21 protein-coding genes are annotated in these 23794 nt (G+C 73.7%); 8 read left to right on the top strand and 13 right to left on the bottom strand.

The window, feature by feature from the left end; translation table 11 throughout:
* The first annotated feature begins 36 nt into the window (after window positions 1-36).
* On the top strand, window positions 37-924 hold the full coding sequence (locus AC3A5R_RS21490) for a DegV family protein (RefSeq protein ID WP_487622814.1): 888 nt from the start codon (window positions 37-39) through the stop codon (window positions 922-924).
* Complete coding sequence (plsY, locus tag AC3A5R_RS21485; RefSeq protein WP_487622813.1) at window positions 921-1673, top strand: glycerol-3-phosphate 1-O-acyltransferase PlsY; 753 nt, start codon at window positions 921-923, stop codon at window positions 1671-1673. Before AC3A5R_RS21490 ends, plsY begins: the two co-directional genes overlap by 4 nt.
* Before the next feature lie 20 nt (window positions 1674-1693).
* On the opposite strand, the gene AC3A5R_RS21480 is transcribed toward plsY, so the two are convergent.
* From AC3A5R_RS21480 to purU, 6 genes are all read right to left on the bottom strand, one after another.
* Window positions 1694-3949: an efflux RND transporter periplasmic adaptor subunit gene (locus AC3A5R_RS21480; RefSeq protein WP_487622812.1), complete on the bottom strand. Its 2256-nt coding sequence runs from the start codon at window positions 3947-3949 to the stop codon at window positions 1694-1696.
* Window positions 3942-4925 (bottom strand): hypothetical protein, encoded by a 984-nt coding sequence (locus tag AC3A5R_RS21475; protein WP_487622811.1) that lies wholly within the window; start codon window positions 4923-4925, stop codon window positions 3942-3944. Before AC3A5R_RS21475 ends, AC3A5R_RS21480 begins: the two co-directional genes overlap by 8 nt.
* Before the next feature lie 25 nt (window positions 4926-4950).
* Window positions 4951-6174, bottom strand: a complete 1224-nt coding sequence (locus AC3A5R_RS21470) for an ABC transporter permease (RefSeq protein ID WP_487622810.1) — start codon at window positions 6172-6174, stop codon at window positions 4951-4953.
* The gene (locus tag AC3A5R_RS21465) at window positions 6171-6935 is read right to left on the bottom strand and encodes an ABC transporter ATP-binding protein (RefSeq protein WP_487622809.1); all 765 of its coding nucleotides are present in this window, start codon (window positions 6933-6935) and stop codon (window positions 6171-6173) included. Before AC3A5R_RS21465 ends, AC3A5R_RS21470 begins: the two co-directional genes overlap by 4 nt.
* 4 nt (window positions 6936-6939) lie before the next feature.
* The gene (locus tag AC3A5R_RS21460; RefSeq protein WP_487622808.1) at window positions 6940-8157 is read right to left on the bottom strand and encodes an efflux RND transporter periplasmic adaptor subunit; all 1218 of its coding nucleotides are present in this window, start codon (window positions 8155-8157) and stop codon (window positions 6940-6942) included.
* A 183-nt stretch (window positions 8158-8340) separates the two neighbouring features.
* Window positions 8341-9183, bottom strand: coding sequence for a formyltetrahydrofolate deformylase (gene purU, locus AC3A5R_RS21455; protein ID WP_487622807.1), 843 nt, complete (start codon window positions 9181-9183; stop codon window positions 8341-8343).
* 176 nt (window positions 9184-9359) lie between these two features.
* On the opposite strand from purU, the gene AC3A5R_RS21450 reads away from it, so the two are divergent.
* Window positions 9360-10367: a ComEA family DNA-binding protein gene (locus tag AC3A5R_RS21450; protein WP_487622806.1), complete on the top strand. Its 1008-nt coding sequence runs from the start codon at window positions 9360-9362 to the stop codon at window positions 10365-10367.
* Window positions 10364-12787: a ComEC/Rec2 family competence protein gene (locus AC3A5R_RS21445; protein WP_487622805.1), complete on the top strand. Its 2424-nt coding sequence runs from the start codon at window positions 10364-10366 to the stop codon at window positions 12785-12787. Before AC3A5R_RS21450 ends, AC3A5R_RS21445 begins: the two co-directional genes overlap by 4 nt.
* A 5-nt stretch (window positions 12788-12792) precedes the next feature.
* Here AC3A5R_RS21445 and AC3A5R_RS21440 read toward each other — a convergent pair whose 3' ends face one another.
* From AC3A5R_RS21440 to AC3A5R_RS21420, 5 genes are all read right to left on the bottom strand, one after another.
* Window positions 12793-13242, bottom strand: coding sequence for a cupin domain-containing protein (locus tag AC3A5R_RS21440; RefSeq protein ID WP_487622804.1), 450 nt, complete (start codon window positions 13240-13242; stop codon window positions 12793-12795).
* 23 nt (window positions 13243-13265) lie between these two features.
* Complete coding sequence (locus tag AC3A5R_RS21435; protein WP_487622803.1) at window positions 13266-14054, bottom strand: DUF1295 domain-containing protein; 789 nt, start codon at window positions 14052-14054, stop codon at window positions 13266-13268.
* On the bottom strand, window positions 14048-15400 hold the full coding sequence (locus AC3A5R_RS21430) for a class I SAM-dependent methyltransferase (protein WP_487622802.1): 1353 nt from the start codon (window positions 15398-15400) through the stop codon (window positions 14048-14050). The genes AC3A5R_RS21435 and AC3A5R_RS21430 overlap by 7 nt, the downstream gene beginning before the upstream one ends.
* Window positions 15401-15515: 115 nt before the next feature.
* Entirely contained in the window at window positions 15516-17039 is a 1524-nt protein-coding gene (locus tag AC3A5R_RS21425; protein WP_487622801.1) for a gamma-glutamyltransferase, read from the bottom strand.
* A 110-nt stretch (window positions 17040-17149) separates the two neighbouring features.
* A complete protein-coding gene (locus tag AC3A5R_RS21420; protein ID WP_487622800.1) occupies window positions 17150-18100 on the bottom strand; it encodes a LysR family transcriptional regulator in 951 nt (316 codons plus the stop codon).
* Window positions 18101-18187: 87 nt separating this feature from the next.
* Here AC3A5R_RS21420 and AC3A5R_RS21415 point away from each other — a divergent pair, with 87 nt between their 5' ends.
* The 4 genes from AC3A5R_RS21415 to AC3A5R_RS21400 all read left to right on the top strand — a co-directional run bounded on the left by AC3A5R_RS21415 (window position 18188) and on the right by AC3A5R_RS21400 (window position 21883).
* On the top strand, window positions 18188-19150 hold the full coding sequence (locus AC3A5R_RS21415) for a Sir2 family NAD-dependent protein deacetylase (protein ID WP_487622799.1): 963 nt from the start codon (window positions 18188-18190) through the stop codon (window positions 19148-19150).
* A 1-nt stretch (window position 19151) separates the two neighbouring features.
* The gene (locus AC3A5R_RS21410) at window positions 19152-20234 is read left to right on the top strand and encodes a phosphotransferase (protein ID WP_487622798.1); all 1083 of its coding nucleotides are present in this window, start codon (window positions 19152-19154) and stop codon (window positions 20232-20234) included.
* Window positions 20235-20381: 147 nt separating this feature from the next.
* A complete protein-coding gene (locus tag AC3A5R_RS21405; protein WP_487622797.1) occupies window positions 20382-20966 on the top strand; it encodes a DUF6318 family protein in 585 nt (194 codons plus the stop codon).
* A gap of 467 nt (window positions 20967-21433) precedes the next feature.
* Window positions 21434-21883: a PKD domain-containing protein gene (locus AC3A5R_RS21400; RefSeq protein WP_487622796.1), complete on the top strand. Its 450-nt coding sequence runs from the start codon at window positions 21434-21436 to the stop codon at window positions 21881-21883.
* Window positions 21884-21898: 15 nt separating this feature from the next.
* Here the strand turns inward: AC3A5R_RS21400 and AC3A5R_RS21395 are convergent, their stop codons facing one another.
* Window positions 21899-22804 carry a hypothetical protein gene (locus AC3A5R_RS21395; RefSeq protein WP_487622795.1) on the bottom strand — a complete coding sequence of 302 codons (906 nt, stop codon included), beginning with the start codon at window positions 22802-22804 and terminating at the stop codon, window positions 21899-21901.
* A 122-nt stretch (window positions 22805-22926) separates the two neighbouring features.
* Window positions 22927-23634 carry a transcriptional repressor LexA gene (gene lexA / locus AC3A5R_RS21390; RefSeq protein WP_487622794.1) on the bottom strand — a complete coding sequence of 236 codons (708 nt, stop codon included), beginning with the start codon at window positions 23632-23634 and terminating at the stop codon, window positions 22927-22929.
* Between the last annotated feature and the right edge of the window lie 160 nt (window positions 23635-23794).

Below are 23794 nucleotides of genomic sequence, written 5' to 3'. Positions count from 1 at the left end.
CCTGGCGCCACCTCGACCCGGCGGAAGGAGCGGCGCGTGACCACCCGCATCGTCACCGACTCGACGGCTTACCTGCCGGCCGCCGACGTCGAGCGGCACGGCATCGAGGTCGTGCCCCTGCACGTCGTCGTCGGCGGGCGCGACCACGTCGAGGGCCAGGACATCACCTCCCAGGAGGTCGCGGCCGCGCTGCGCGAGTACACGATCGTCACGACGTCGCGCCCGACGCCCCAGGTCTTCGCCGACACCTACGAGCGCCTGGCCGCCGAGGGCGCCGAGGGCATCGTGTCGGTGCACCTGTCCTCGCAGATGTCAGGCACCCTCGAGGCCGCCCGGATCGCCGCGGCCGAGGCACCCGTGCCGGTCGAGGTGGTCGACAGCGAGACGATCGGCATGGCCATGGGCTTCGCCGTCGTGACGGGCGCCGAGCGCGCGCGGGCCGGCGACGGTGCGTCCGAGGTGGCCTCCGCGGTGCGGGAGCGTCTGACGCCGTCCGGCGTCCTCTTCTACGTCGACACGCTCGAGCACCTGCGTCGCGGAGGACGGATCGGCGCCGCGTCGGCGCTGCTCGGCTCCGCCCTCGCCATCAAGCCGATCCTCGCGGTGCGGGGTGGGCGCATCGTGCCCGTCGAGAAGGTGCGCACGTCGGCGCGTGCCGTCGCCCGGATCGAGGCGATGGTGCTCGAGCACGTCCGTTCCGGTGGCCTCGCCGTCGACCTCGCCGTGCACCACCTCGACGCCGCCGAACGCGCCGACCAGATCGCCGAGCACCTGCGCTCGCAGGTGCCGGGCTCGCCCAACGTGCTCGTCGTCGAGCTCGGGGCGGTCGTCGGGGCCCACGTCGGTCCCGGGACCGTCGCCATCGCCGTCGCACCACGACCGGGGGAGCCGCTCTCGGAGGCGGGGGAGGGCACCCGGCCGTGACCGTCGGCTCCGTGCTCGCCTGGGCCGTCCTGGTCCTTGCGGCCTTCCTCATCGGCTCGCTCAACCCCGCGACCGGCGTCGCGCGGCTGCTCGGCAAGGACCTCTCGACGTCGGGCTCGGGCAACCCCGGCGCCACGAACGCCGGACGCGTGCTCGGGCGCAAGTGGGGCGTGCTGGTCGGGGTCCTCGACGTGCTCAAGGGCCTGGTGCCGACGCTCGTGGCCGGTCATTTCCTCGGGGCCCACGCCGCGTACGCCGTCGGCATCGCCGCAGTGCTCGGGCACATCTGGTCGCCGTTCCTGCGCGGACGCGGCGGCAAGGGTGTCGCGACGACGCTCGGGGCGGTGCTCGGCGTTCACCCGTGGGTGGCGCTCGTCGTCGTCGTGGTCTTCGTCGTGGCCGTGGCGCTGACCCGCTGGGTCGCGGCCGGGTCGATCTTCGGGGCCGTGTCGATGCTCGTCGTCGCGGTGCTGGTGTGGACCGGGCACGCGCCCGGCGACGCGTGGACCGGGTGGTGGCTCACGGCGATCGGGCTGCTCGTGCTGTGGCGCCACCAGAACAACGTCGTCGGCTGGTGGCGCCAACGCCGGGTCGTGCACCTCGAGCACCTCGAGGAAGCCGAAGAGTCCGACGAAGCCGAGGAGCCCGAGGAGCCCGAGGAGCCCGAGGAGTCCGAGGAGTCCGAGGAGTCCGAGGAGCAGGCGCAGCAGGAGGAGCAAAGCGGCGAGCGGGACCGGGAGCAGGGCTGACCGCTCCGGCTCGCCACCGGTCAGCCGGTTCGGCCCGCGGTGCGGCCGGTCGTCGCGGCGCCCCCGGTGCCGACGGTGCCGCCCGTGCCCCCTGCTCCACGGCCGGCACCCGCGCCGCCGAACCCACCGCCGCCGAAGCCACCCTTTCCGAGGCCGCGCAGCCCGGTCGTCGTCGTCGGAAGGGCCGCGGACAGGTCTGCGACGACGACCTGCTCGCCGCCGCTGAGGCCCGTCAGCACCTGCGCCCAGCCGCCCCCGACCGCCCCGAGCACGACGCGCCGGGTGGTCGGGGTACCCGCGCCGAGCACCTGGACCGTGGCGCTGCCGCCGTCCCGGCCCGCGATGGCCGACACCGGCAGCCGCACCGTGTCGGGGGCCGAGGCCACGACGAGCGAGACCGTCGCCGTGGAGCCCGCGGCGAGGGCGGCCGGCGGGTGGGCCACGAGCACCTGGGCCGGGTAGCTCGGGGACGCCGAGGCGGATGACGCGGACGATGCAGCGCCTCCCGCGGTGGAGGCGCCGCCGGCTGTGGTGCCGGCGGCGGAACCCGAGCCGCTGGTCGGCAGGAGCCCGACGGAGGTGACGCTGCCCGCGACCCCGGCGGTCCCGCCCGCCGGCGTGACGGTGGCAGCAAGCCCGGCGGTGACGAGGTGGACGCTGGTGAGCGGGACGGCGACGGACACCTGGGCCGCGCCGTCGCCGACGACGACGATGCCGGTCGACGTCGACGCCGGGCTCCCTGCGGTCAGGTCGACCTGGGCCACGACGCCGGTGACGGGAGCCTTGAGCGTGGCCCCGTCGAGATCGACCTGCGCCTGCTCGACCGATGCCTGCGCCTGGAGCACCGCGACCCGGTCCGACGCGATCCGGCTCGCCGTGCTCTGCGTCCCGGCGCCCGAGCCGCTGGTCCCCCCGGTGCCGCCGGTACCGCGGCTCGTTGCGCCGCTCGAGCCACCAGCGCTGCCGGTGCGTGATGAAGTACCCGTCGAACTGCTGGCGCCGGAGGACCGCGAGCCGCTCGACGAGCTGCCCTGACCGGACGAGCTGCTCGAACCGGTGGAGCCGCCCGCGCCCGTGGCGCCGGTCGAGCCGCTGCCGGCTGCCGCGGCGGCCCGCGCGATCTGCTGCACGACCCGCGCCACCTGGGCGGCGAGGGTGGTGAGCTGCGAGGCAGCAGCTCCCTGGGCCGCCGCCGTGGCCTGCAGGGCAGCCGCACACGTGGCCAGCTGGCCCGAGGTGGGACCCGCCGGGGCTGTCGTCGGGCCGGTGGGCGTCGTCGAAGTGGTCGTCGGCGTGGACGTGGTCGGCGTGGACGTGGTCGTCGGGGGAGCGGTGGACGTGCCCGTCCCAGTGCCGGTCGGGTCCGGCGCAGGAGGCTGGGTCGTGGCCCCTGGGGTCGGGGTGCCGGTGGAGGTGACCGAGGCCAGGCGCGCCGTCCGCGTCGTCGACCGGCTCGGGCGGCCACCAGCACGTGCGGTCGGGGCGGGGGAACCTGTGGTGCCGAGAACGGGGGCGCAGGCGGTCTGCTGCGCGGCGAGGGCCGTCTGGGCCCGCTGCACGGCGTGCACGAAGGTCGTCGTGTCGAGCGGCGCGCTGGTCGAGGAGCCGGAAGACGATCGGCGTGCCGTCGAACCCTGTCCGCCGCCCGCCCGGCCGGTCCCACCGCTTCCACCGCTGCCGCCAGTGCCGCCGGCTCCGCCGGACCCCGTGGCACGCGTCGAGCCGGACGACGAACCGGACCCGGCGCCCGAGGCGGACGACGCGGTTCGTGAACCCGAGGCCGAGCCAGAGCCGCTGGCCGCCGCGGACGCGCTGGCGCCCGTGGACGAGCCGCCGGAACCACCGGTGCTCGCGGTGCCGCTCGAGGCGGTGGACGTCGAGGTGCTCGTCGTCGATGCCGCGGTCTCGTCCGTGTCGAGGGAGGCCTGTGCCTGCGCGAGCTGGGCGTCGGCGGCGAGGAGGGCGGCCCGAAGGTCGGTCGGGTCCAACGTCGCGAGGGTCTGGCCCTCGGTGACGCGCTGGCCGACGTGGACCGGCACGGTGCGCACCGTGCCCGAGGTGGGGAACGTCGCCGTCACCTCGTCGAGCCGGCTGACGGTTCCGGTCAGCGTCAGCACCTGCTGCACGGCGCCGCGTCCGACCGTCGCGGTGCGGTAGGTGCCGGTCGGGTCGGTGCCGCGGGTCACGGCGACGGCGTAGCCCCCGGCGAGCACGAGGACGACGGCGGCCGCGACGACGACGACCGTCCAGCGCCGGGTGGTTCCTCGCTCAGCCACTGGTGGTCCCCACCCCTCCGGCAGCAGGTGCGCCCGTGCCGGTGCCGGCCCCGAAGCCGCCCCGCCCGCCGAAGCCGCGGCCCGTCGTGCACGACCCGCCGACCGGCCGGCTGACCTGCAGCGACGTCGCCGTCACCGCACCGGTCGAGTCGGCCTTGCCGAGGGCCGTGACGCAGAGGCCCACCTTGACGGCGCTCGCGGCGGCCGCCTGCAGCGTCGTGAACGTCGTCGACGCGTCCCAGGTGACCGTCACCGGCGCGAGGGGCGTACCGGCCGGCCCGTTCGGTCCGCGCAGGACGACGGGGCGCACCGTGAACGCGCCGGTCGTGACGGCGGAGACCGTCCCGACGGTGCCCCGGGCGCCACCGCGGAAGCCGTTCTGGCCTCCCGGTGCACCGGTCGCGGTGGTGGTCCGCGACGCGGCTCCGCGGCCGCCGCCGAAGCCGCCCGGGCCGACTCCGGCGCCACCCAGGCCGGTGGGCACGCACTTTCCCGAGGTCGCCGGGAAGAGCTCGACCGTGGCGGCGGCAACGGTGGTCGTCGCGCCGGCGGTGGTCGCCGTGGGCGTCGGTGTTCCGGACGCAGTGCCCGTGGGCCGGCCGGAGAACGCGGGTCGGGCGGTGACGCAGTCGCCGACGTGCACGGCGGACGCGGTCGCCGGCGTCAGGCTCGTGAACCGGGTCGTGCGGGTCCAGCTCACCGAGGTCTGCGCCGTCGCGCTCTGCACCTGGGCCGTGCTGCCGGTGACGTCGGCCACGAGGCCCGCGACGCCGGGGAACCCACGGCCCGAACCGGGTCCGCCGCCGCTGCCTCCGCCGAAGGCGCCGGTGCGTCCGGTGGGGGCCGCTGACGTCCCGCCTCCTGACTGCGAAGCGGCCGTGGCACCGGGCCCGCACGCCCCGAGGCCGAGGGCTGCCGCCAGGACTAGCGCCGGCACGGCGACGCGTCGACGGGGGAGAGGCTGGATGTCGGTCACGGGATCACTCGTTTCGGACGGGACGTCACTCGCTGCGGAGCGCGTCGATGGGGGCGAGGCGGGCCGCGCGGTTGGCCGGGTACACCCCGGCGGCGACGCCGATGACGAGGGAGACGAGCAGCGCGGCGGCCGCCGCCTCGACGGACACCGCGACGGGCTGGCCGATCGCGTGCGGCAGCACCGCGGCACCGACGAGCCCGAGACCGAGACCGAGGACGCCACCGACGAGGCCGAGCAGGCTCGCCTCGACGAGGAACTGGCGCAGGATGGCGCGCGGTGTGGCACCGAGCGCCTTGCGCAGGCCGATCTCGCGGATCCGCTCGGTGACCGACACGAGCATGATGTTCATGACGCCGATGCCGCCGACGAGCAGCGAGATCGCGGCGATCCCGCCGAGCAGGACGGTGAGCACGTGAGCGGTCGTCGTCGCGGTCTGCACGAGCGAGGCCTGGCTGTTCACGGTGACGTCGGCGGTGTCGGCCGTGACGCCGTGCGAGGTGAGGAGGGCGTTCTGTGTCTCCTGGTAGGCGGCCGACAGTGCGTCCTGTCCGGTGGCCTCGACGTAGATCGTCGACACGGCCGGGCTGCCGCTGCCGAAGGCCTGCGCGTACGTCGTGGCCGGCACGACCACCTGGTCGTCCTGGTCGCCCCCGACGGTCGACCCGGCCGTGTTGAGCACGCCGATGACCGTCAGCTGCAGACCGCCGATGCTCATGGTCTGTCCGACGGGCGACCTTGCGCCCCAGAGCTGCTCGGCTGTGGTTGCGCCGACGACGGCCACCCGGCCGGCGGCGTCGAGCTCGGGCTGGGTGAAGAAGCGGCCCATCTGCACCGACCGGGCCCGGACCCCGAGCCACGACGGGGTGGTGCCGACGACGCTCGTCGTCCAGTTCGTGCCGTCGGCGAGGACGCTCTGGGTCGAGGTCGACACCGGCGCCACGGAGGCGACGTCGGGAGCCACGGAGCGGTCGGCCAGCACGGCCGCGTCAGCGGCGGTCAGCGTCGTGGCGGTGCCCCGGCCGCCGCGGAGCCCACCGGTCTGGGTGGCGCTGCCGGGGGTGACGATGAGCAGGTTCGAGCCGAGCGCGTTGATCTGGCTGGCCACCTGGGCCTGCGCGCCCTGGCCGAGGCCGACCGTGAGGATGACCGCGGCGATGCCGATGAGCATGCCGAGGACGGTGAGGGCCGAACGCATCCTCCGGGTGCGGATCGCGTCGAACGCGGTGCGGGCGGTCTCGACCCACGTCATCGCGCGCCTCCGAGGGGGAGGGTGCCGGTCGCGTCGGACGCCGAACCGTCCGCGACGACACGGCCGTCGAACACGTGCACGATGCGGGCGGCGCGGGCCGCGACGTCGGACTCGTGGGTGATGAGCACGATGGTGCGGCCCTGCGCGTGCAGCGCCTGGAAGAGGGCGAGGACCTCGTTCGTCGATGTCGAGTCGAGGTTGCCTGTGGGCTCGTCGGCGAGGATGAGGTCGGGGTCGGTGACGAGGGCCCGGGCCACCGAGACCCTCTGCTGCTGCCCGCCGCTCAGCTCGCCGGGGCGGTGCTCCACGCGGTCGGCCAGCCCGACGCGGGTCAGCGCCTCGACGGCACGTCGCCGCCGCTCCTCCCGGGCCACTCCGGCGTACGTCAGCGGCAGCTCGACGTTGCGCCACGCGCTCAGCGTGGGCAGGAGGTTGAACTGCTGGAACACGAAGCCGATCCGCCGGTTGCGCACGTCCGCGAGCTGCCGCTCACCCATCGTGCTGACGTCCTCGCCGGCGAGGTGGTAGGTGCCTGTCGTCGGCACGTCGAGGCAGCCGAGGATGTGCATGAGCGTCGACTTGCCCGAGCCGGAGGGGCCCATGACCGCCACGTACTCACCGGCGTCGACGGACAGCGTCACCCCGCGCAGCGCGTCCACGGCGACGCTGCCGGTGGAGTAGGTCTTTCGGACGTCGGCGAGGTCGAGGATCGGGACGGCCGGGAGGACGGGGACGGGGAGAACGGGGATGGGGGAGGTCATGACGTCAGCCGCCCTGCCCGGCTCCGCGGCCCTGGCCGCCGCCGCCACCACCGCCGCCGCCGAAGCCGCCACCACCGAACCCGCCGCCCCCGAGTCCACCGAACCCGCCGCGTCCGCCCGTCCCGGTCGGGCTCGTGCTGCCGCCGGTGGTCCCTCGCTGGAGGGTGCTGAGGTCGATGACGACCTGGTCGCCGTCGGCCAGGCCCTTGGTCACCTGGGTCTGGGCACCGAACACCTGCCCGACCGTCACCGGCGTCGTCACCGTGGCGCCGCCGCGCACGAGGGAGACGACCGTCGACCCGTTCTCGGTGCGCACCGCCAGCGTCGGGACGACGAGCACGTCCTGCAGCTGGCGTACGACGATCGACACTGACGCGGTCGTGCCGGCGTAGACGCCGGTCGGGTGCCCGGTGAGGGCGATCGTGACGGGGAACTCGGCCGCGCCGCTCGAGCCCGATGAGGCGATGATGCCGACCGACCTCACGGTGCCGAACAGGGGCTGAGTGGCACCGGTCGGCGTCACCTGGGCCTGCAGACCCGCCTTGACGTTCGGCAGGTCGGCATTGGTCACCGAGGTCGTCACGAGCCACGACGAGGTGGAGATGACGGTCAGGACGGTCGTCCCGGTGCCCCCGGATGAGGCGGATGTGCCCGAGCCACCCGCGGCACCCGACCCACCCGATCCGCCCGAGCCGCCCGAACTGCCACTGCCGGAACCGGATCCGCCGACGCGCGCACCCACCTGCACGTCGACCGCGGCCACGACGCCGTCGAACGGCGCGGTCAATGTCGCCCCGGACAGCGCGTCCTGCGCCTGCGTCAGCCGGGCCTGCGCCGACGCGAGCTGCGCGCGGGCCGAGGCCAGCTGCGCGGCCGTCCCGGTGGCGCTGTCGTCGACCTGCGTCTGCGCCTGCGTCACCTGCGCCGACGCGAGGTCGACCTGGCTGCGCAGCGTCGTGTCGTCGATCGTGGCGAGGCGCTCGCCCGTCGTCACCTTCTGCCCGACGGTGGCCGAGAGGGTCGTCACCGTGCCGGCGCTGCCGAAGGCGAGGTCGGCCTGCTGCGCCGGCTCGATGGTGCCCGAGGCAGTGACGGTCTGCTGCAGCGTCGTCAGGGACGCCGTGACGGTGCGGGTACGCGTCGCCGTCGGGTCGCCCGCGCGGTGCGTCAGCGCCCAGGCGCCGCCGCCGCCGGCGATGAGGAGGACCGCTGCGAGCAGCACGACCGCTCTGCTCCGGTACCACGCTCGAGGACTGCCGTCATGGCGAGACCTGGCCACCGCACACCGTCCGATCCATCCGTCTGAGAGGTGTTTTCGGCGTGACGGTAGGAGCGCCGACTCAAAGGTCGGCATGGACCGGCTGTCAGGACGCTGTGGGTGGACGCGACGGCGTCCGGCGGTGCGTCAGAAGACGATGGTGCGGCGTCCCGAGAGGAAGACACGCGACTCCGCGTGGTCGCGAACCGCCCGCGACAGGACGCGCCGCTCGACGTCGCGGCCGATCGCGACGAGCCGTTGGGGCGACTCCGCGTGCGTCACGCGGACGACGTCCTGCTCGATGATCGGGCCCTCGTCGAGGTCGGCCGTGACGTAGTGCGCCGAGGCGCCGATGAGCTTGACGCCGCGGTCGTGGGCCTGGTGGTAGGGCTTGGCCCCCTTGAAGCCGGGCAGGAACGAGTGGTGGATGTTGATGGCTCGGCCCTCGAGCGCGCGGCACAGGGCGTCGCTGAGGATCTGCATGTAGCGGGCCAGGACGACGAGACCGACGTCGTTCGTGTCGACGATGCGCAGCAGCTCGGCCTCGGCGTCGGCCTTGGTGTCGGGGGTGACCGGTATGACGGTGAAGGGCAGCCCGAAGTACTCGACGAGCCCACGGCAGTCCTCGTGGTTGGACACGACGCCGACGATGTCGATGGGCAGGTCTCCGGACTTCCACCGGTGCAGCAGGTCGAGGAGGCAGTGGTCGAACTTGCTGACGAGGATGACGGTGCGGCAGCGCTCGTCCTCGGGGCGGACCGCGAGGTGCTGGGACACGACGGCCGGGCTCTCGCGGATGGTGTCGAGGACGCGCTCGACGTCGGAGGCGTCGGCGTCGAAGACCGTGCGCATGAAGAAGAGGTTGGTGTCCTCGTCGGAGAACTGCTGGTTCTCGACGATGTTCGCGTCGACGGCGAGCAGCGCCGCGGAGACGGCCGCGACGATGCCGGGTCGGTCCTCGCAGGTCAGGGTCATGATGTGCCGGGCCATTGGAGCAGTCTGGACCACGCCGCCGCCGCCGCGGGAATCGGCGCGCCCGGTGTCTCGGTACGTGGGTCACCGGCCCGTCCGCGGTCCGTCCACATCCCCTCGCCGGAGTGGTGCGTCGTCCCCAGCCCGCGCTCGAGGGCGGGACGCCGGTGGCTCGCGCTACCTAGCGTGCGGGCATGCCTCGACGACCGCGCCGCCCCACCGACCTGCGTCGCGTGGCCGCGATCCTCGCCGACGGACGCACCACGGCGGGCTGGGTGCCCGAGCCGCCGGGTGAGCCGGAGCGCCCCGCTGAGCGCGCCGACGACGGGGGCCGCAGCCGGGTCCGTGACGGGCTCGAGCGGGTGGGGCTGGGCGGCGTCGGCGACCTGCTCGGTGTGGCGGAGGGGTCGGACGGGGCGGAGGGCTCTGAAGCCGACGAGCAGACGCGTCGCCTCGACGCCGACCTGCGCCGAGCACGCCGACCGGGGCTGCTCACGGTGCCCGACGACGTGCGGTCGGGCCGGCGCAGCGTGTCGACGACCGCCGTCGTGTCGCTGCTGGCGCTCGTCGTCGCTGTCGGGTGCGCCTTCGTCGTGCGCGTGCTGTGGGCGGAGCGGTCGGCCGCCGGACAGGTGGACCCTCCGGGGCGCGGGGTGTCCGTCGTCGCGGCCACCGGCACCTCGCCGCCCACTGCGGCTGGAACCGCGACGCCCCCTCCTTCCGCGGCTTCGCCCGCGCCCTCGTTGGTCGTGCACGTCGTCGGACAGGTCAACCGCCCCGGGCTGGTGCGGCTGCGTGCCGGGTCCCGCGTGGCCGACGCGATCGAGGCCGCAGGAGGAGCCCGCCGCGGCGCCGACCTCTCGGCCCTCAACCTCGCTCGGCTCGTCGTCGACGGCGAACAGGTGCACGTGCCGAAGCCCGGTGAGGTGGTGCCCGCCGTAGGCGTCGGCCCGTCCGGCCCGTCCGGCTCGTCCGGTGCGGCCGCCGGTGGGGGAGCAGGTGCCGCAGGCGCTCTCGTGAGCCTCAACACCGCCGACGTCGCAGGGCTCGACACGCTGCCCGGCGTCGGCCCGGTGCTCGCGCAGCGCATCCTCGACTGGCGCACCGAGCACGGCCGCTTCACCTCCGTCGACGAGCTCGGCGAGGTGAGCGGGATCGGCGACAAGCTCATGGCGCAGCTGCGACCCAAGGTGACGCTGTGAACGGCGCCGGTTCGCGCGGGGCCGCGGCGCGCCACCGCGGTCCCCGGACGGCCGGGCTGCTCGACGTCCGCCTCCTCGTGCCCGTCGTCGTCGCCTGGCCGGTCGTCGCCTTCTGGGGGCTGACCGCTCCGGAGGACGTGGTGGTCGTCGTGGCACTCTCGACGCTCGTCGGTGCCGTCGGGCTGCTCGTCGCCGTCCGGGGGCCGAAGCCCGGACGGCGGAGGCAGGTCGCGCCCGCTGCGCGTCTCGCCGCCGCGACGCTCGCCGTGCTCGCGCTCCTGCTGTGCGCCGCCGCCGGGCACCGGGCGGTCCGGTCGGCGGGTCCGGTGGGAGAGCTGGCCGACGAGCAGGCGGTCGTGACGCTCGTCGGTCGGGCGGCCGCCGATCCCCGGCCGATCGGTCCCGATCTCTCCGCGCCCGAGCGCGCCGGCCCGCCCCTCTGGGTGGTGCGGCTCGACGCCGAGCAGGTCACCGGCCGGGGTCGCACCACCGCGGTGTCGACGCCCGTCCTGCTCATCGGCCGCGGCGCCGCGTGGGCCGGCGTCGGCTGGCGTGACGAGCTCGTCGTCGTCGGCCCGCTGTCCCCGGCCCAACCCGGCGACGACGTCGTCGCGGTCGCGTCGGTCACCGGCGAGCCTCGGGTCCGGGACGGCCCCGGCGCCCTCGTCGAGGCCACCGACCAGGTTCGGGAGCTGTTCCGCGAGGCGACGGACGCGGTGTGGCCCGACGCGCGTGGCCTCGTGCCGGCCCTCGTCGTCGGTGACACGTCGCGCACGCCGTCCGAGCTGACCGACGCCATGCAGGCCACCGGCCTGAGCCACCTGTCCGCGGTGTCGGGCACCAACGTCACCCTGGTGCTCGCGGCGGGTCTGGCGCTCTGCGGCGTGGTGCGCCTGCCACGACGCCGGCGCCCGCTCGTCGCGCTCGTGATGCTCTCCGGCTTCGTGGCGCTGGCGCGGCCGGAGCCGAGTGTCGTGCGCGCCGCAGTCATGGGCTGCGTCGGTCTGCTGGCGCTGTCCACGTCCCGGCGACGGGCCGGCGTCCCGGCGCTCGCCGGCGCCGTGGGTGCCCTGCTGGTGTGGGACCCGTGGCTCTCGCGCTCGTTCGGGTTCGCCCTGTCCGCCGTGGCCACCCTCGGGCTGCTCGTGCTCGCTCGGCCGTGGGGTGAACGCATCGCGGCCGCGCTGCCAGGGCGCCTGGCGCCGTTCGGTCCCGTCGTCGCCGTGCCCGTTGCCGCCCAGGTCGTGTGCGCACCGCTCGTGGCGCCCCTGCAGGGCAGCGTCTCCGTCGTCGGTGTCCTCGCCAACCTCCTCGCCGCCCCTCTCGTCGCTCCCACGACGATCGTCGGCATCGTCGTCGCCGTCCTCGCCACCATGTGGGTCCCGGCAGCGGCCGTACTCGCCTGGGTCGCAGCGGTCCCGGCGCAGGGCATCGCGGCCGTGGCCCGCTGGTGCGAGGGGCTGCCCGGTGGGTCGGTGCCCTGGAGCGACTCCGGGCCGGCGGCGGTGCTGCTCGCCGTCCTGTCCGTCGCGCTGGTCGTCGTCGGGCCGTGGGCCTGGCACCGCGGCCGCCACCGTCCGCTCGCGGCGGTGGCCGTCGTCGTGGTCGTGGCCGGCGGCGCCACCCCGACCAGCGTGCTGTCGTGGCCGCCCCCGGGCTGGGTCGTCGTCGCCTGCGACGTCGGCCAGGGCGACGGTCTCGTCGTCGACGCCGGCGGCGGGCACGCGGTCGTCGTCGACGCCGGGCCCGACCCCGACCTCATGCGCAGCTGCCTCGACCGTCTGGGGGTTCGCGCCGTCGACCTCGTCGTGCTGACCCACTTCCACGCCGACCACGTCGACGGGTTCGCCGGCGTGCTGGACCGCCCGGTCGCCGAGGTGCGTACCTCGTGGGTCGCCGATCCCGCCGACGAGGCAGACCGCGTCGGCCGGCTCGCCCGGGGCGCCGGAGCGCGGCTGGGCACGCTCCGGGCAGGGGACCGCTTCGTGGCAGGTCCGGTGTCCGCTGAGGTGTGGTGGCCGGCGCGCCGCATCGACGCCGGGTCGGTGCCGAACAACGCGTCGGTCGTGCTCACCCTGCACGTCCGGGGTGTGACGGTGCTCTTCGCGGGCGACGTCGAGCGCGAGGCTGCGGCGGCCGTCGTCCACGAGGCCGCTCTCGACCCCGGCCGGTGGGGCCGGGTCGACGTCCTCAAGGTGGCCCACCACGGGTCCTCGAACCGCGACGACCGGCTCCTCGATGCCGTGGCCGGGCGGATCGCGCTCATCAGCGTCGGCGCGGGCAACGACTACGGCCACCCGGCGCCGGCGACGCTCCGGGCCCTCGACGCCCGCGGCTTCGAGGTCCACCGCACCGACCTCGAGGGTGACGTCGCCGTCGTCACCGACGGCGCCGGGGAGGTCCGGGCGGTCCACCGGTGAGCGGATCAGCCCGCATGGTCTCCAACGTCGTCTCCCGTTTCGGCGAGCTCGAAGTCGGCGAAGTCGAAGCCGGGGGACACGAGGCAGCTGACGAGCGCGTCCTCGGGGCCCGGACGCGTCCGCTGCCAGGCTCCGGCCGGCACGACGGCCTGCGCCGCCTCGCCCGCCCCCACGTCGGTGCCGACGACGACGGAGCCCACGGCCTCGGGGCCCGGCCCGGTGCCGCCGAGCTCGAGGGCCACCCGACCGGTGTGGGCGAGCCAGACCTCGTCCGAGGCCACCCGGTGCCAGGCCGACGACTCACCCGCCGGCAGGAGGAAGAGGATGAGCGTCGCCGCCGGGCGCACCCGGCCGTCGGCGAGCGTCACCACCTCGGGGGAGGCCCACGTCTGCCGGTACCAGCCGCCCTCGGGGTGGGGGCTCAGGTCGAGGGTGGCGGCGAGATCCGGGTGCACGGCTCCATCCTGCCGGTCGCCCGTCACCCCGCCGCCTCCTTCTTCGGCGGCCACGGGAAGAACCCGCTCGTGCGCCGGACGTACTCGGCGTACTGCGGACGGCGCTCGCCGATGTCCTTCTCCAGCAGCTTCTTTCCCGTCCCGGCGTAGAGGTTCCACACCATGGCCGCGGGGGAGAGGACGGTCAGCACTCCGGGCCACGCGCTCGCGGCGACGAGGAAGAGGCCGGTCCACACGCACGCATCGCCGAAGTAGTTGGGGTGGCGGGTGTAGCGCCACAGGCCGGTGTCGAGGACCGTGCCACGGTTCGCGGGGTCGGACCGGAAGCGCGTCAGCTGGAGGTCGCCCACCGACTCGAAGAAGAACCCGACCGCCCAGACGAGGACCCCGAGCCACAGCACCCAGCCGAGCCCGCCCTCGACGACCATGGCGGCCTGCACGGGCAGGGAGACGAACCACATGATGACGCCCTGCGGCAGGTAGATGTGCAGCAACGCGTACGTGTTCGGGTTGCCGTCGGCTCGTTTCATCATCGCCTCGTAGCGCGGGTCCTCGCCCTTGCCCCGCGACCGGCTGAAGATGTGCGCGGCGAGGCGCAGGCCCCAGACCGCCGTGAGCACCAGGGCGAGCCACCGGCGCAGGCCGTCGCCCTGGCCGCTGGTCGCGAGGAAGGCCGTCAGGGCGATGGCGACGAATCCGAGGCCCCACGTCACGTCGATGACGGCCTGCTTGCCGACGCGCAGCGCCACGGCGAAGGTGATGCCGAGGACGACGACGACCGCCAGGGCCGTGAGCCCGAGCATCGTCACCATGTCCGCACCGGCGGGAGGCCGCTGCGGCCGTCGGCCGTCGGCCTAACCGCGAGGATCTGGTCGACGCCCATGCGGCCCTCCTCGAAGGCGAGGGCCCCGCCGACGAGGTAGAGCCGCCACACGCGTCCGACCTCCTCGCCGACCATCTCGACGACGCGGTCCCAGTTGGCCTCGAACGTGTCGTACCAGGCGTTGACGGTCCGCACGTAGTGCTCGCGCAGCGCGTGGACGTCACGGACCTCGAGACCGGCCCGCTCGATGAGGTCGACGGTCTCGCCGACCGGGCGCATGTGCATGTCGGGGGCGATGAAGGCCTCGATGAAGGGACCACCGCCGGGTCGGGTGGTGCGCGACATCTGCTGGATGAGGGCGCGGCCGCCGGGCCGGAGCAGCCGGTGGATCTGCGCCGTGAACGCCGGGTAGTTCTCCTTGCCGACGTGCTCGCCCATCTCGATCGAGGACACGGTGTCGAAGGGCGCGTCGGGCACCTCGCGGTAGTCCTGGAGGCGGATCTCGACCCGGTCGGTGAGGCCGCGCTCCCGGATCCGCTCGTCGATGAACGCCTTCTGCTCGCTGGAGATCGTCACGCCGACGACGTGGGCGCCGTAGTGCTCGGCGGCATGCAGCGACAGGGAGCCCCAGCCGCAGCCGATGTCGAGGTGGCGGCCCCCGGGCTCGATGCCGAGCTTGCGGCAGACGAGGTCGAGCTTGTCGCGCTGGGCGTCCTCGACCGTGTAGCCCGCGTCCGCGCTGGTCCAGTAGCCGCAGGAGTAGGCCATGTGCGGGTCGAGGATCAGGGAGTAGAACTCGTTGCTCAGGTTGTAGTGGTGCTCGATGGCGCTGCGGTCGCGTGCCTTGGTGTGCAGCCGGCCGCGCAGCCGCGCCTGCGACGCCGGCGGCTCCGGGGGCAGACCCACGACGCCGAGGTCGAGCGCCGTGCGGATGGCGCGTGGCGTCACGGTGGCGAGCGTCGCGGCGCTGACGGTGCCGGCGCCGAGCTCGCGCGCGCGGGCCCAGACGCGTCGGAAGCCGTCGAGCAGGTCGCCCTCGACGTCGAGCTCGCCGGTGACGTACGCCTGTGCGAGCCCGAGCTCGCCGGGGTGGCGCACCAGCCGGCGCAGGGCGGCCGGGTCGCGCAGCACGACGGTGGGCGCGTCGGTGGGGCCGGCGAGGCTGCCGTCCCAGGCGCGCAGCCGCACCGGCAGGGTGCCGCCGAAGAGCGGGGCCACGACCTCGGCGAGGCGTGCGGCGACACCTCCGGGTCCGGCCACCGGGCCGGCCGCCGGGCCGGGTGTCGCCTCGGAGGTCGGCTCGCTCACGGCGGGGCGGTCGTCGGTCGTCGTCATCGGGTCGGCCTCTCGTCAAGGGCGGTCCGGTGCGCCGCCGTCGGCGGTCGTCCGGTCACGGTTCGCCGGTGTCGGGTGCGGTTCGGTGCCGGTGCCCGTCCGGATGGGAGCCGCCTCAAGGGGATACCCCGACGGCGGCCTCCCGTCGCGCATCGCCGGCGGCGACGAGCCCGTCGGGCCCGAGCAGGGCCGCGCCCACACCGCCGAAGTACATGTGCAGACCCGGGTAGGCGTGCGAGGGCAGGCCGGACTCACGGACCGCGGCGGCGATGGCCGCGGACGGCTCGTGCTCGACGCGGGGGGTGCCGTCGTCGGTGAAGCGGACGTGCAGACGCGGCTCGTCGATGGCCGACTGGAGCGGCTCGTGGTGCAGCAGCGTCTGGCCCAGCACCTGCATCAGGGCCGTGGTGATGCGGTCGGCGCCGGGGGAGCCGACGGCGAGGGCGCCGCCGGTCGCCCCGCGCGCCGTCGTCGGCGCCATGTTCGAGGCGAGTCTCGTGCCCGGTGCCACGGCGTGCACACCCAGCCGGTTGAGCTCGGGTTCGCCCAGGGCGTTGTTGAGCAGGATGCCGGTGCCGGGCACGACCATGCCGGCGCCGTAGCCGGCGGACATCGTGACGGCACAGGCGTTCCCGTACTCGTCGACGGCCGAGACGTGGGCGGTGGAGGCGGACGTCGGCAGGCCCGCCAGCCCGTGCCGTTCGACGGCGGCGAGGAGGGCGTGGCCGTCGGCGTCGAGGTCCTCGGAGTGGTCGTGGACCCTGATCCGGTAGGCGAGCACGCGGCGCTGGATCTCGATGACCTCGGTCCACGTCCACGCCTCGTGGTGGGCGAGCTCGCCGAGCATGACGGCGAGCATCGGACCGCCCACCGACGGAGGCGGGTTGAGGGCCACGCTCCAGTCGCCGACGCGTCGCATCGTCGGGCAACGGGCGACGGCCGTGTAGGCGATGAGGTCGGCCTCGGTGATGAGTCCGCCGTGGGCCGCCATCTCCTCGGCGAGGACGCGCCCGACCGCGCCGGTCGACAGCAGCGAACCCCCTTGCGCAGCAAGCAGCTCCAGGATCTCGGCGAGGTCGGGGTTGGTTGAGGTCTCGCCGGGCTGGAGCGCCCCGCCGTCGGCGCCGGTGACGAGGGCGTGGGCCTCGGCGTCCTCTCCGAAAAGGGTGTCTCGGACGAGCCCGAGGTAGAGGGCGGCCGATGCCCCGATGCGGTAGCCCTCGCGGCACGACCGGATCGACGGCTCGATGAGGCGACGCCACGGCAGGACGCCCCAGCGCTCGCTCGCCATCTCGATCGCGGGTACGGCGCCGGAGTTGGCCACCGAGCCGTGACCCGCCCCCATCGACACGCCACCGCCGTAGTCGGTCCGGATGGTGCGGATGCCGCGGCCGAAGGCGGAGGCGTCGAGGCCCCGCCCGGGCATCTCGACGTTCCCGTCGACGACGACCGGGTCCTCGCCGGCCGGCCACACGTTGACGTACGCGCCCCCCATGAGGCTGACGATGCCGGGCTCGGTGCTCATCGCCGCGAGCGCGGCCGCCAGGGCGGCGTCGACCGCGGTGCCACCGTCCGCAGCCACCTCGAGCCCGGCGCGGAGCGCGGCGGGTCCGGTGGCGGCGAGCGCGACCCGGGTCATGACGCCATTGTGCCGACGTTCCGGCTCCCGCGCGGGGCGACGACGCCGCCCGTGGCGCGACGCGTCAGGCGTGGGCCGCGCGACGCGTCAGGCGTGGGCCGCGCGACGCGTCAGCTGCGGGCCGCACCCACGAGCTCGGCGGTCGAGAGGTTGGGGTCGGCGCCGGCGGCCTCGCACAGGGCGTCGAGGGCAGCAGCGACGGCGGGCACTCGCTGGAGGTCGGGCGTCGTGACGGCGAGGATCTGTCGGCGCGAGGCCGGGGAGAGCGGCAGTGTCGCGACCTCGTCGTGCTTGGCGGCGTTGAGGATGAGGTCGGGCACGAGGGCGACGCCGAGGCCGGCGGTGACGAGGCCGAGCTGGGCGACGTAGTCCTCGGTCTCGAAGGCGACGTTCGGGCGGAACCCGGCGTGGTCGGCGAGGGAGAGCAGGTGCCCGCGGCAGCGGGGGCAGCCGGCGATCCAGTCGTCGCCGGAGAAGTCGGTGAGCGTGGCGGACGCATCGCCCGCGTGGGCGTGGCCGCCGGGCACGACGAGACGCACCTCGTCGTCCATGAGACGGCGGGTCACGAGGAGGGAGAGGTCCTCCTCGAGCTCGCCGAGGTCGGCGCCCTCGTAGGCGAAGGCCACGGCGACGTCGCAGTCGCCGTTGCGCAGGGCGGCGAGCGACTCGGGCGGCTCGGCCTCGCTGAAGGTCACGGTGATGTCGGGGTGCTTGGCCTTGAGGATGGCGAGCGTCTTGGGCACGAGGGTCGCCGACGAGCTGGGGAAGGCCTGGAGGCGGACGCGTCCGGCCCGCAGGCCGGCGATGGCCGTGATCTCCTCCTCGGCGGCGTCGAGCGCGGCGAGGACACCGACCGCGTGACGGGCCAGCACCTGCCCGGCCTCGGTGAGACGGACCTGGCGGCCGTAGCGCTCCACGAGGACGGTGCCGGTGCGCTGCTCGAGGCGACGCACCATCTGCGAGATGGCCGGCTGGGTGAAACCGAGCGCGTTGGCGGCGCTCGTGAAGCTCCCCTCGTCGGCGATGGCCTTCATGACCCGCAGTCCCGCAGCATCGATCATGCGCGTATCATAACCGACGATTATGGAAAGTACCGATCGACAGCACGGTGGGCATGGGACGGCGGAGCCCCCGCGTACGCTGGCCCGGTGCATGTGCCCCAGGGGTCGTCCCAGGATTCCGAGCCCTCTCGCGACGGCGGGGTGCTGACGCGTCTGGCCACCTCGCGGCGCCTGCCGCTCGAGGTGAGCGACCTCGGCACCTTCGACGACCTCGTCGACCTGGTCAGCGCCGGCGACGTCGTCGTGCTCAGCGGGGCCGGCCTGTCGACCGACAGCGGCATCCCCGACTACCGCGGTCCCGACGGCACGCGACGCGTCGAGCCGATGACGTACGGGGAGTTCGCCGGTTCGAGCGACGCGCGGCGCCGGTACTGGGCTCGCAGCTACATCGGCTGGCAGCGGTTCAACGCCGCGTCGCCGAACGAGGGCCACCGCGTCGTCGCCGAGCTGCAGCACGCCGGCTATGTCGGGCCGGTCATCACCCAGAACGTCGACGGCCTGCACCAGGCCGCCGGGGCGCGCGACGTCGTCGAGCTGCACGGCTCGCTCGACCGCGCCGTGTGCCTGACGTGCGGTGAGGTGACCTCGCGCCTCGGCCTGCACGAGCGGATGACCGAGGCGAACCCGGGCTTCATGGACCGCTTCTCGGCGGCCGCGGCTGCTGTGGGGTCGCAGTGGGGCGAGCAGGTGCGGCCCGACGGCGACATCGTCCTCGCCGACGAGCTGGTCGCCTCCTTCCACGCCCCGCGCTGCCTCGTCTGCGACCACGACACCGTCAAGCCGGATGTCGTCTTCTTCGGCGAGTCGGTGCCGAAACCGTTGGTGGAGAGGTGTTTCGCGCTCGTCGAGGCCGCCGGGGCGGTGCTCGTGCTGGGCTCGTCGCTCGCGGTCATGAGCGGGTACCGGTTCGTCCGGCGCGCGCACCAGCGCGGGGTGCCCGTCGCGATCGTGACCCGGTCGGCGACCCGGGGCGACGCCGAGGCGACGATCCGCCTGCACGCCCCGCTCAGCGAGGCGCTCCCGCGCCTGCGCTCGGCCCTGGGCCACTGAGGTGGCCGGCTCGGAAGGCGCGCCCGGCGCCTCGGGCGTTGCTGACGCGTCGGGCGAGCGCTGGTGGGCGGCACTGCCGGCCGCCGGGGACGGGCCGTCGGTCCGCTGGACGTCGGACGCGTTCGCCGCGGAGCTGCGCGAATGGGTCGCCGACGCCTTGGGTGGGCTCGAGGCCGGTGGGCTCGCCGACCTCGAACCGGTGCACCAGCGGCCCTGGTCGACGGTGTGGCGGGCCACGACGACCGGCGGAAGCGTCTTCTGGGCCAAGGAGAACTGCCCGCACCAGGCCTTCGAGGCGGCCCTTCTCGAGGTGCTCTCGCGGCGCGCTCCCGACCGGGTCGTGCCCGTGGCGGCGGTGGACACGGCCCGCGGGCTGCACCTCGTGCCCGACCAGGGCGAGGTGCTCGGAGCGTCCGTCGACCCGCACGACACCGACACGTGGTGCCGGGTCATCGCGGAGGCGATGCACCTGCAGCGCGAGCTCGCCGGGTGCGAGCCGGAGCTGGTCGCGGCCGGCCTGACGCCGCTGCACCCGCTAGACGCCGCCGACTACGTCGTCGCGCGTGCCTCGCAGCTCTCCGCGCTGCCCGAGGCCGACCCGCGACGCCTCGACGGCGAGGCGTCGCTACGCGTCCTGTCGCTGGCTCCGCGTGTGGCCGAGTGGGGCGAGGGGCTCGACGCGCTCGGGCTGCCGCTCGCGCTCGTGCACAACGACCTGCACGCGAACAACGTGTTCGCGACGGCGTCGGGCATGAGGTTCTTCGACTTCGGCGACGCCGTCCTCGCGCACCCGCTCACCGCGATGTTCGTGCCGCTGAACGTGCTGGCCCACCGTCTCGAGGCATCGGCGGAGGACCCGCGCCTACGCCGCGTCGCCGATGCCGGGCTCGAGGTGTGGAGCGACGTCGCGCCGACCGCGGCGCTGCGGGCCGCGTTGCCTGCGGCTCAGCGGCTGGGCCGGCTCGGACGCGTCGAGTCGTGGCTGCGGGTGACGGCGACGATGACGCCGGCCGAGCTGGCCGAGTACGGCGACGCCGCGGCCTGGTGGCTCGCGGCGGTGGGGGACGCGACGCCGGTGTCCTGACGTGCCTGTGGACGGCCGCGGGCGCCCGAGATGCGGTTGGGGCAGGATCTGTGGGAGCGTTCGATGACGTTTTCGCCCGTTTGCGCCCGGTGGGCAGGGCACAGATTCGCCGAACAGGGGACCAGGGTCGTGCTGAGACACCAGAGGATGACGTGCGCCGCCGCCGGGCTGACGCTGGCCGTGACCGCGCTCGCGGGGTGCACCGGGGGAGACCCGGCACCGCCGCAGACGAGCGCCGCGGTGCTGTCAACGACGACGAGCACGACGACGTCGGCGCCGCCCAAGACGGCCACGACGAGCGCGGGGCCCGCCTTCCCGGCCGGCCTCCCCGACGCCGCCAAGACCAAGGACAAAGCCGGCGCCGAAGCGTTTCTTCGGTTCTTCATCCACAGCCTCAACGGGGCGTGGACGAGGGCGGAGCCCAAGAGACTCGATGGATTGTGCCTGCCCTCGTCCGAGGCCTGCGCTTCATGGCGCTCGGACGCAGCCGAGCTGAAGCGCCTCAAGCATCACTACGACGGCTCTCCGGTGACTTTAGAGTCACTAAAGTCTCTCTCTGCGACGGGCGACCTGGTCCGATTCACGGCGAACGTCACGCAAGAACGACGCGACGTTGTGGACTCGATGGGGCGAGTCGTCAAGACCGATGAGCATGCTGAACTAAAGATGTTGGCGGCGCTCAAGTGGACTAAGTCCGGTTGGCAACTTTCGTCCTTCGGCACCGTCTCGTGACGGGGCATCGCATCCCTGCTGCTCTCGTCTTGTCGTTTGTCGTCTTGGCGGCGAGTAGCGCGACGGCGCTGGCAGACTTCAAGGGGGGTGCCGGAAAGGACGCCGCGACCATCCGAGTGAAGACTCTGCGCGCGTGGACGGCTGAGTATCAGGAGGCGGTCGTCCAGGCACAATCACGTTGGATTTATCGCACGCGAATCGCCTCGTGCGATTTGGGTGGCCGCGATGCCAGCAGCGAATGTTATGCGGTTGCCGTTGAGGCGTGCGCTGACAATCCGCCCAGCGAGGGGCGGGGTCCCCTAACTGACGTTCTTCGCCGGTGGGTCGACAAATCTGGGCAGCCTGAGGAACATGATCCTTCGCCGACCGCAGAGGCGGCAGAGCCGAATGGATGGTTCCTAGAGGGGACTACGTGTCTTCCCGAGGCCGTTCCGGGCATTAAACCGGCCCCAACAATCTCTATGATCGTGGACGCGTTTCACAAGACGGCGTGGGCGAAGGGTGCGATCTCGACGCAGCCGAAGGGGAATACGACGCTCGTCAACCTCAAGACCTTCTACAAGGTTGACTGGGCCAGTGCCGGTTTCGAGCCGGGCGAGATCGACCTCGTCGACCCGACCACGATGTTCGGCTACCGCGTCGAGATCCGGCCCAAGCTCGTCAGCTACGTCTACCGCTTCGGCGACGGCACGAGCGAGGGCCCGACCACCTCGCCGGGCGGCGTGTACCCCGACGGCGACATCATCCACACCTACCGAAAGCCGGGCACCTACACCTCGCGCGTCGACGTGACGTTCGGCGCCGACTTCCGGATCAACGGCGGGTCCTGGATCGCCATCCCCGACACGGTGACCGTCCCGCAGCCCGGCACCGCGATCACCGTCAAGGAGGCCCGAGGCGTCCTCGTCCGCAACTGACGCACCCGGAGTCGGTCACTCGGCGACGGCGTCGACCTTGCGGGCCTCGACCTCGGCGGTGTCGCGCAGGTCCCAGAGCTCCTTGGTCTGCACGATCCAGTAGGTGCAGAACAGCACGATAATGATGACTTCGCCGATGAGGATCACGTGGTCGAACCCGTGCAGCGTCAGGTGCGCCAAGACCGTGATGGTCAGCAGCACGGCGAGCGTGCCGGCGATGGCGAGGTACCAGCGCTTGTACGTCAGCGCCTCATCGGTGGAGGCGTGCCGGTCCTCGACGCGGAAGGCGCTCAGCACCATGACGGCGATGACCCCAGCGACCATCGTCGCGGCCGCCAGGCCGTGGCTCAGTGCGATGAATCGGTCGGGCAGGGCGAGGAAGAGCACGAGCTCGAAGACGATGACGGCGCTACAGGCGACGGTCAGGAGCATCGTCCGGACCGGTGGACGCTGAGCGGGGTCGGCCAGCTCGTCGCGCCGCAGCCACACCGTCACGACCAGCGCGACGAACCCGACGGCGATGAGCGACCACACGTTGTTGTTGACCGCGTCGGAGATCGCCGCCGTCGACAGCGCGAACGGGTTCGTCGACCCGGCCGTGCTGCAACGCCCATCGGGGACCGTCGGCACCATGGCGACCACGAAGGCCATGAACCCGGAGAAGTTGAGCAGCACGTCCTCGGCCGGCGAGTGCCCCTTGTAGACGACGAGCGCCGCGCCGAGCGCGAAGAGGCTGCCGACGAAGACCGTGCGGGACGGCGTGAAGTAGTACGCGCTGATCGAGCCGAGCCAGCACGTCCCGTTCGTGCCCCACCACCACTGGAGGATGACGGACAGCAGCAGCATGAGCAGCATCGCCACCATGCCGCCGCGCAGGTAGCGGTAGGTGAAGACGACGTCGCGGTCCGGACGGTCGGGCATGGCGTCCTCCTGAGGCGAGTGTGTCTCTCAGAGTGGCGAACCCGGCCGCCGGATACGTCGCGACGCGCCGCGGAACGTCCGCGGCGCGTCGGGAGGCGAGGCGTCAGAGCAGGGAGTGGGCGTCAGACGCGGCGCAGCACCGCGGTGACCTTGCCGAGGATCGTCGCGGCGTCGCCGTCGATCGGGTCGTAGGCGGCGTTGTGCGGCAGCAGCCAGACGTGGCCGTCCTTGCGCTTGAAGGTCTTGACGGTGGCCTCGTTGTCGAGCATCGCAGCCACGATGTCGCCGTTCTCGGCATTCGGCTGCTGCCGCACGACGACCCAGTCGCCATCGCAGATCGCGGCCTCGACCATGGAGTCGCCCTGGACCTTGAGCAGGAACAGCTGGCCCTCGCCGACGACCTGCCGGGGGAGCGGGAAGACGTCCTCGACGACCTCCTCGGCCGTGATCGGGACGCCCGCGGCGATCTTGCCGAGGACGGGCACGTACGAGGCCTCCGGGCGCGCGTCACCCGCCTCGGTCTCGACATCGTGCTGCTGGGAGCCGGCGGCACGACCGCGGCGCGTCGGCTCGTCGGCGCCGTCGGGCGAGACGACCTCCAGGGCGCGCGGACGGTTGGGGTCGCGCCGCAGGTAGCCCTTGCGCTCGAGTGCCGCGAGCTGGTGGCTGACGCTGGAGGGGCTCGCGAGACCCACGGCCTCGCCGATCTCGCGCATGCTCGGCGGGTAGCCACGCCTGTCGACGGAGTTGCGGATCACCTCGAGCACGCGTCGCTGCCGCATCGTCAGGCCGTCGCCCTTGTCGCGGTCGGGAAGCTCGGTCACGCCCATGGTGTCCCCTTCGTCGCCCGTCCAGAGCCCGTGATCCGGGCCGCTGCGGACCCAGTGTCAGTGGTGACTGGTGTGGTTGGTGGTGTGAGGAAAGCGTACGGGTTTCGAACACAGTTGCCAAACGCGTGTTCGATGCGTGTCTCGACTTCCTCGAACATAC

It is taken from the genome of Intrasporangium sp. Soil_C_50 (assembly GCF_057656595.1).
The sequence above is the reverse complement of the archived record's forward strand: the minus strand, read 5'-3'. Positions and strand labels throughout refer to the sequence as shown.

Excerpts from the sequence above, each read along its gene's own strand:
- AC3A5R_RS21470 (WP_487622810.1), bottom strand. The coding sequence starts at position 6,174 with ATGACGTGGGTCGAGACCGCCCGCACCGCGTTCGACGCGATCCGCACC.
- AC3A5R_RS21465 (WP_487622809.1), bottom strand. The coding sequence starts at position 6,935 with ATGACCTCCCCCATCCCCGTTCTCCCCGTCCCCGTCCTCCCGGCCGTC.
- purU (WP_487622807.1), bottom strand. The coding sequence starts at position 9,183 with ATGGCCCGGCACATCATGACCCTGACCTGCGAGGACCGACCCGGCATC.
- AC3A5R_RS21450 (WP_487622806.1), top strand. The coding sequence starts at position 9,360 with ATGCCTCGACGACCGCGCCGCCCCACCGACCTGCGTCGCGTGGCCGCG.
- AC3A5R_RS21435 (WP_487622803.1), bottom strand. The coding sequence starts at position 14,054 with ATGGTGACGATGCTCGGGCTCACGGCCCTGGCGGTCGTCGTCGTCCTC.
- AC3A5R_RS21430 (WP_487622802.1), bottom strand. The coding sequence starts at position 15,400 with ATGACGACGACCGACGACCGCCCCGCCGTGAGCGAGCCGACCTCCGAG.
- AC3A5R_RS21425 (WP_487622801.1), bottom strand. The coding sequence starts at position 17,039 with ATGACCCGGGTCGCGCTCGCCGCCACCGGACCCGCCGCGCTCCGCGCC.
- AC3A5R_RS21420 (WP_487622800.1), bottom strand. The coding sequence starts at position 18,100 with ATGATCGATGCTGCGGGACTGCGGGTCATGAAGGCCATCGCCGACGAG.
- AC3A5R_RS21405 (WP_487622797.1), top strand. The coding sequence starts at position 20,382 with ATGACGTGCGCCGCCGCCGGGCTGACGCTGGCCGTGACCGCGCTCGCG.
- AC3A5R_RS21395 (WP_487622795.1), bottom strand. The coding sequence starts at position 22,804 with ATGCCCGACCGTCCGGACCGCGACGTCGTCTTCACCTACCGCTACCTG.
- lexA (WP_487622794.1), bottom strand. The coding sequence starts at position 23,634 with ATGGGCGTGACCGAGCTTCCCGACCGCGACAAGGGCGACGGCCTGACG.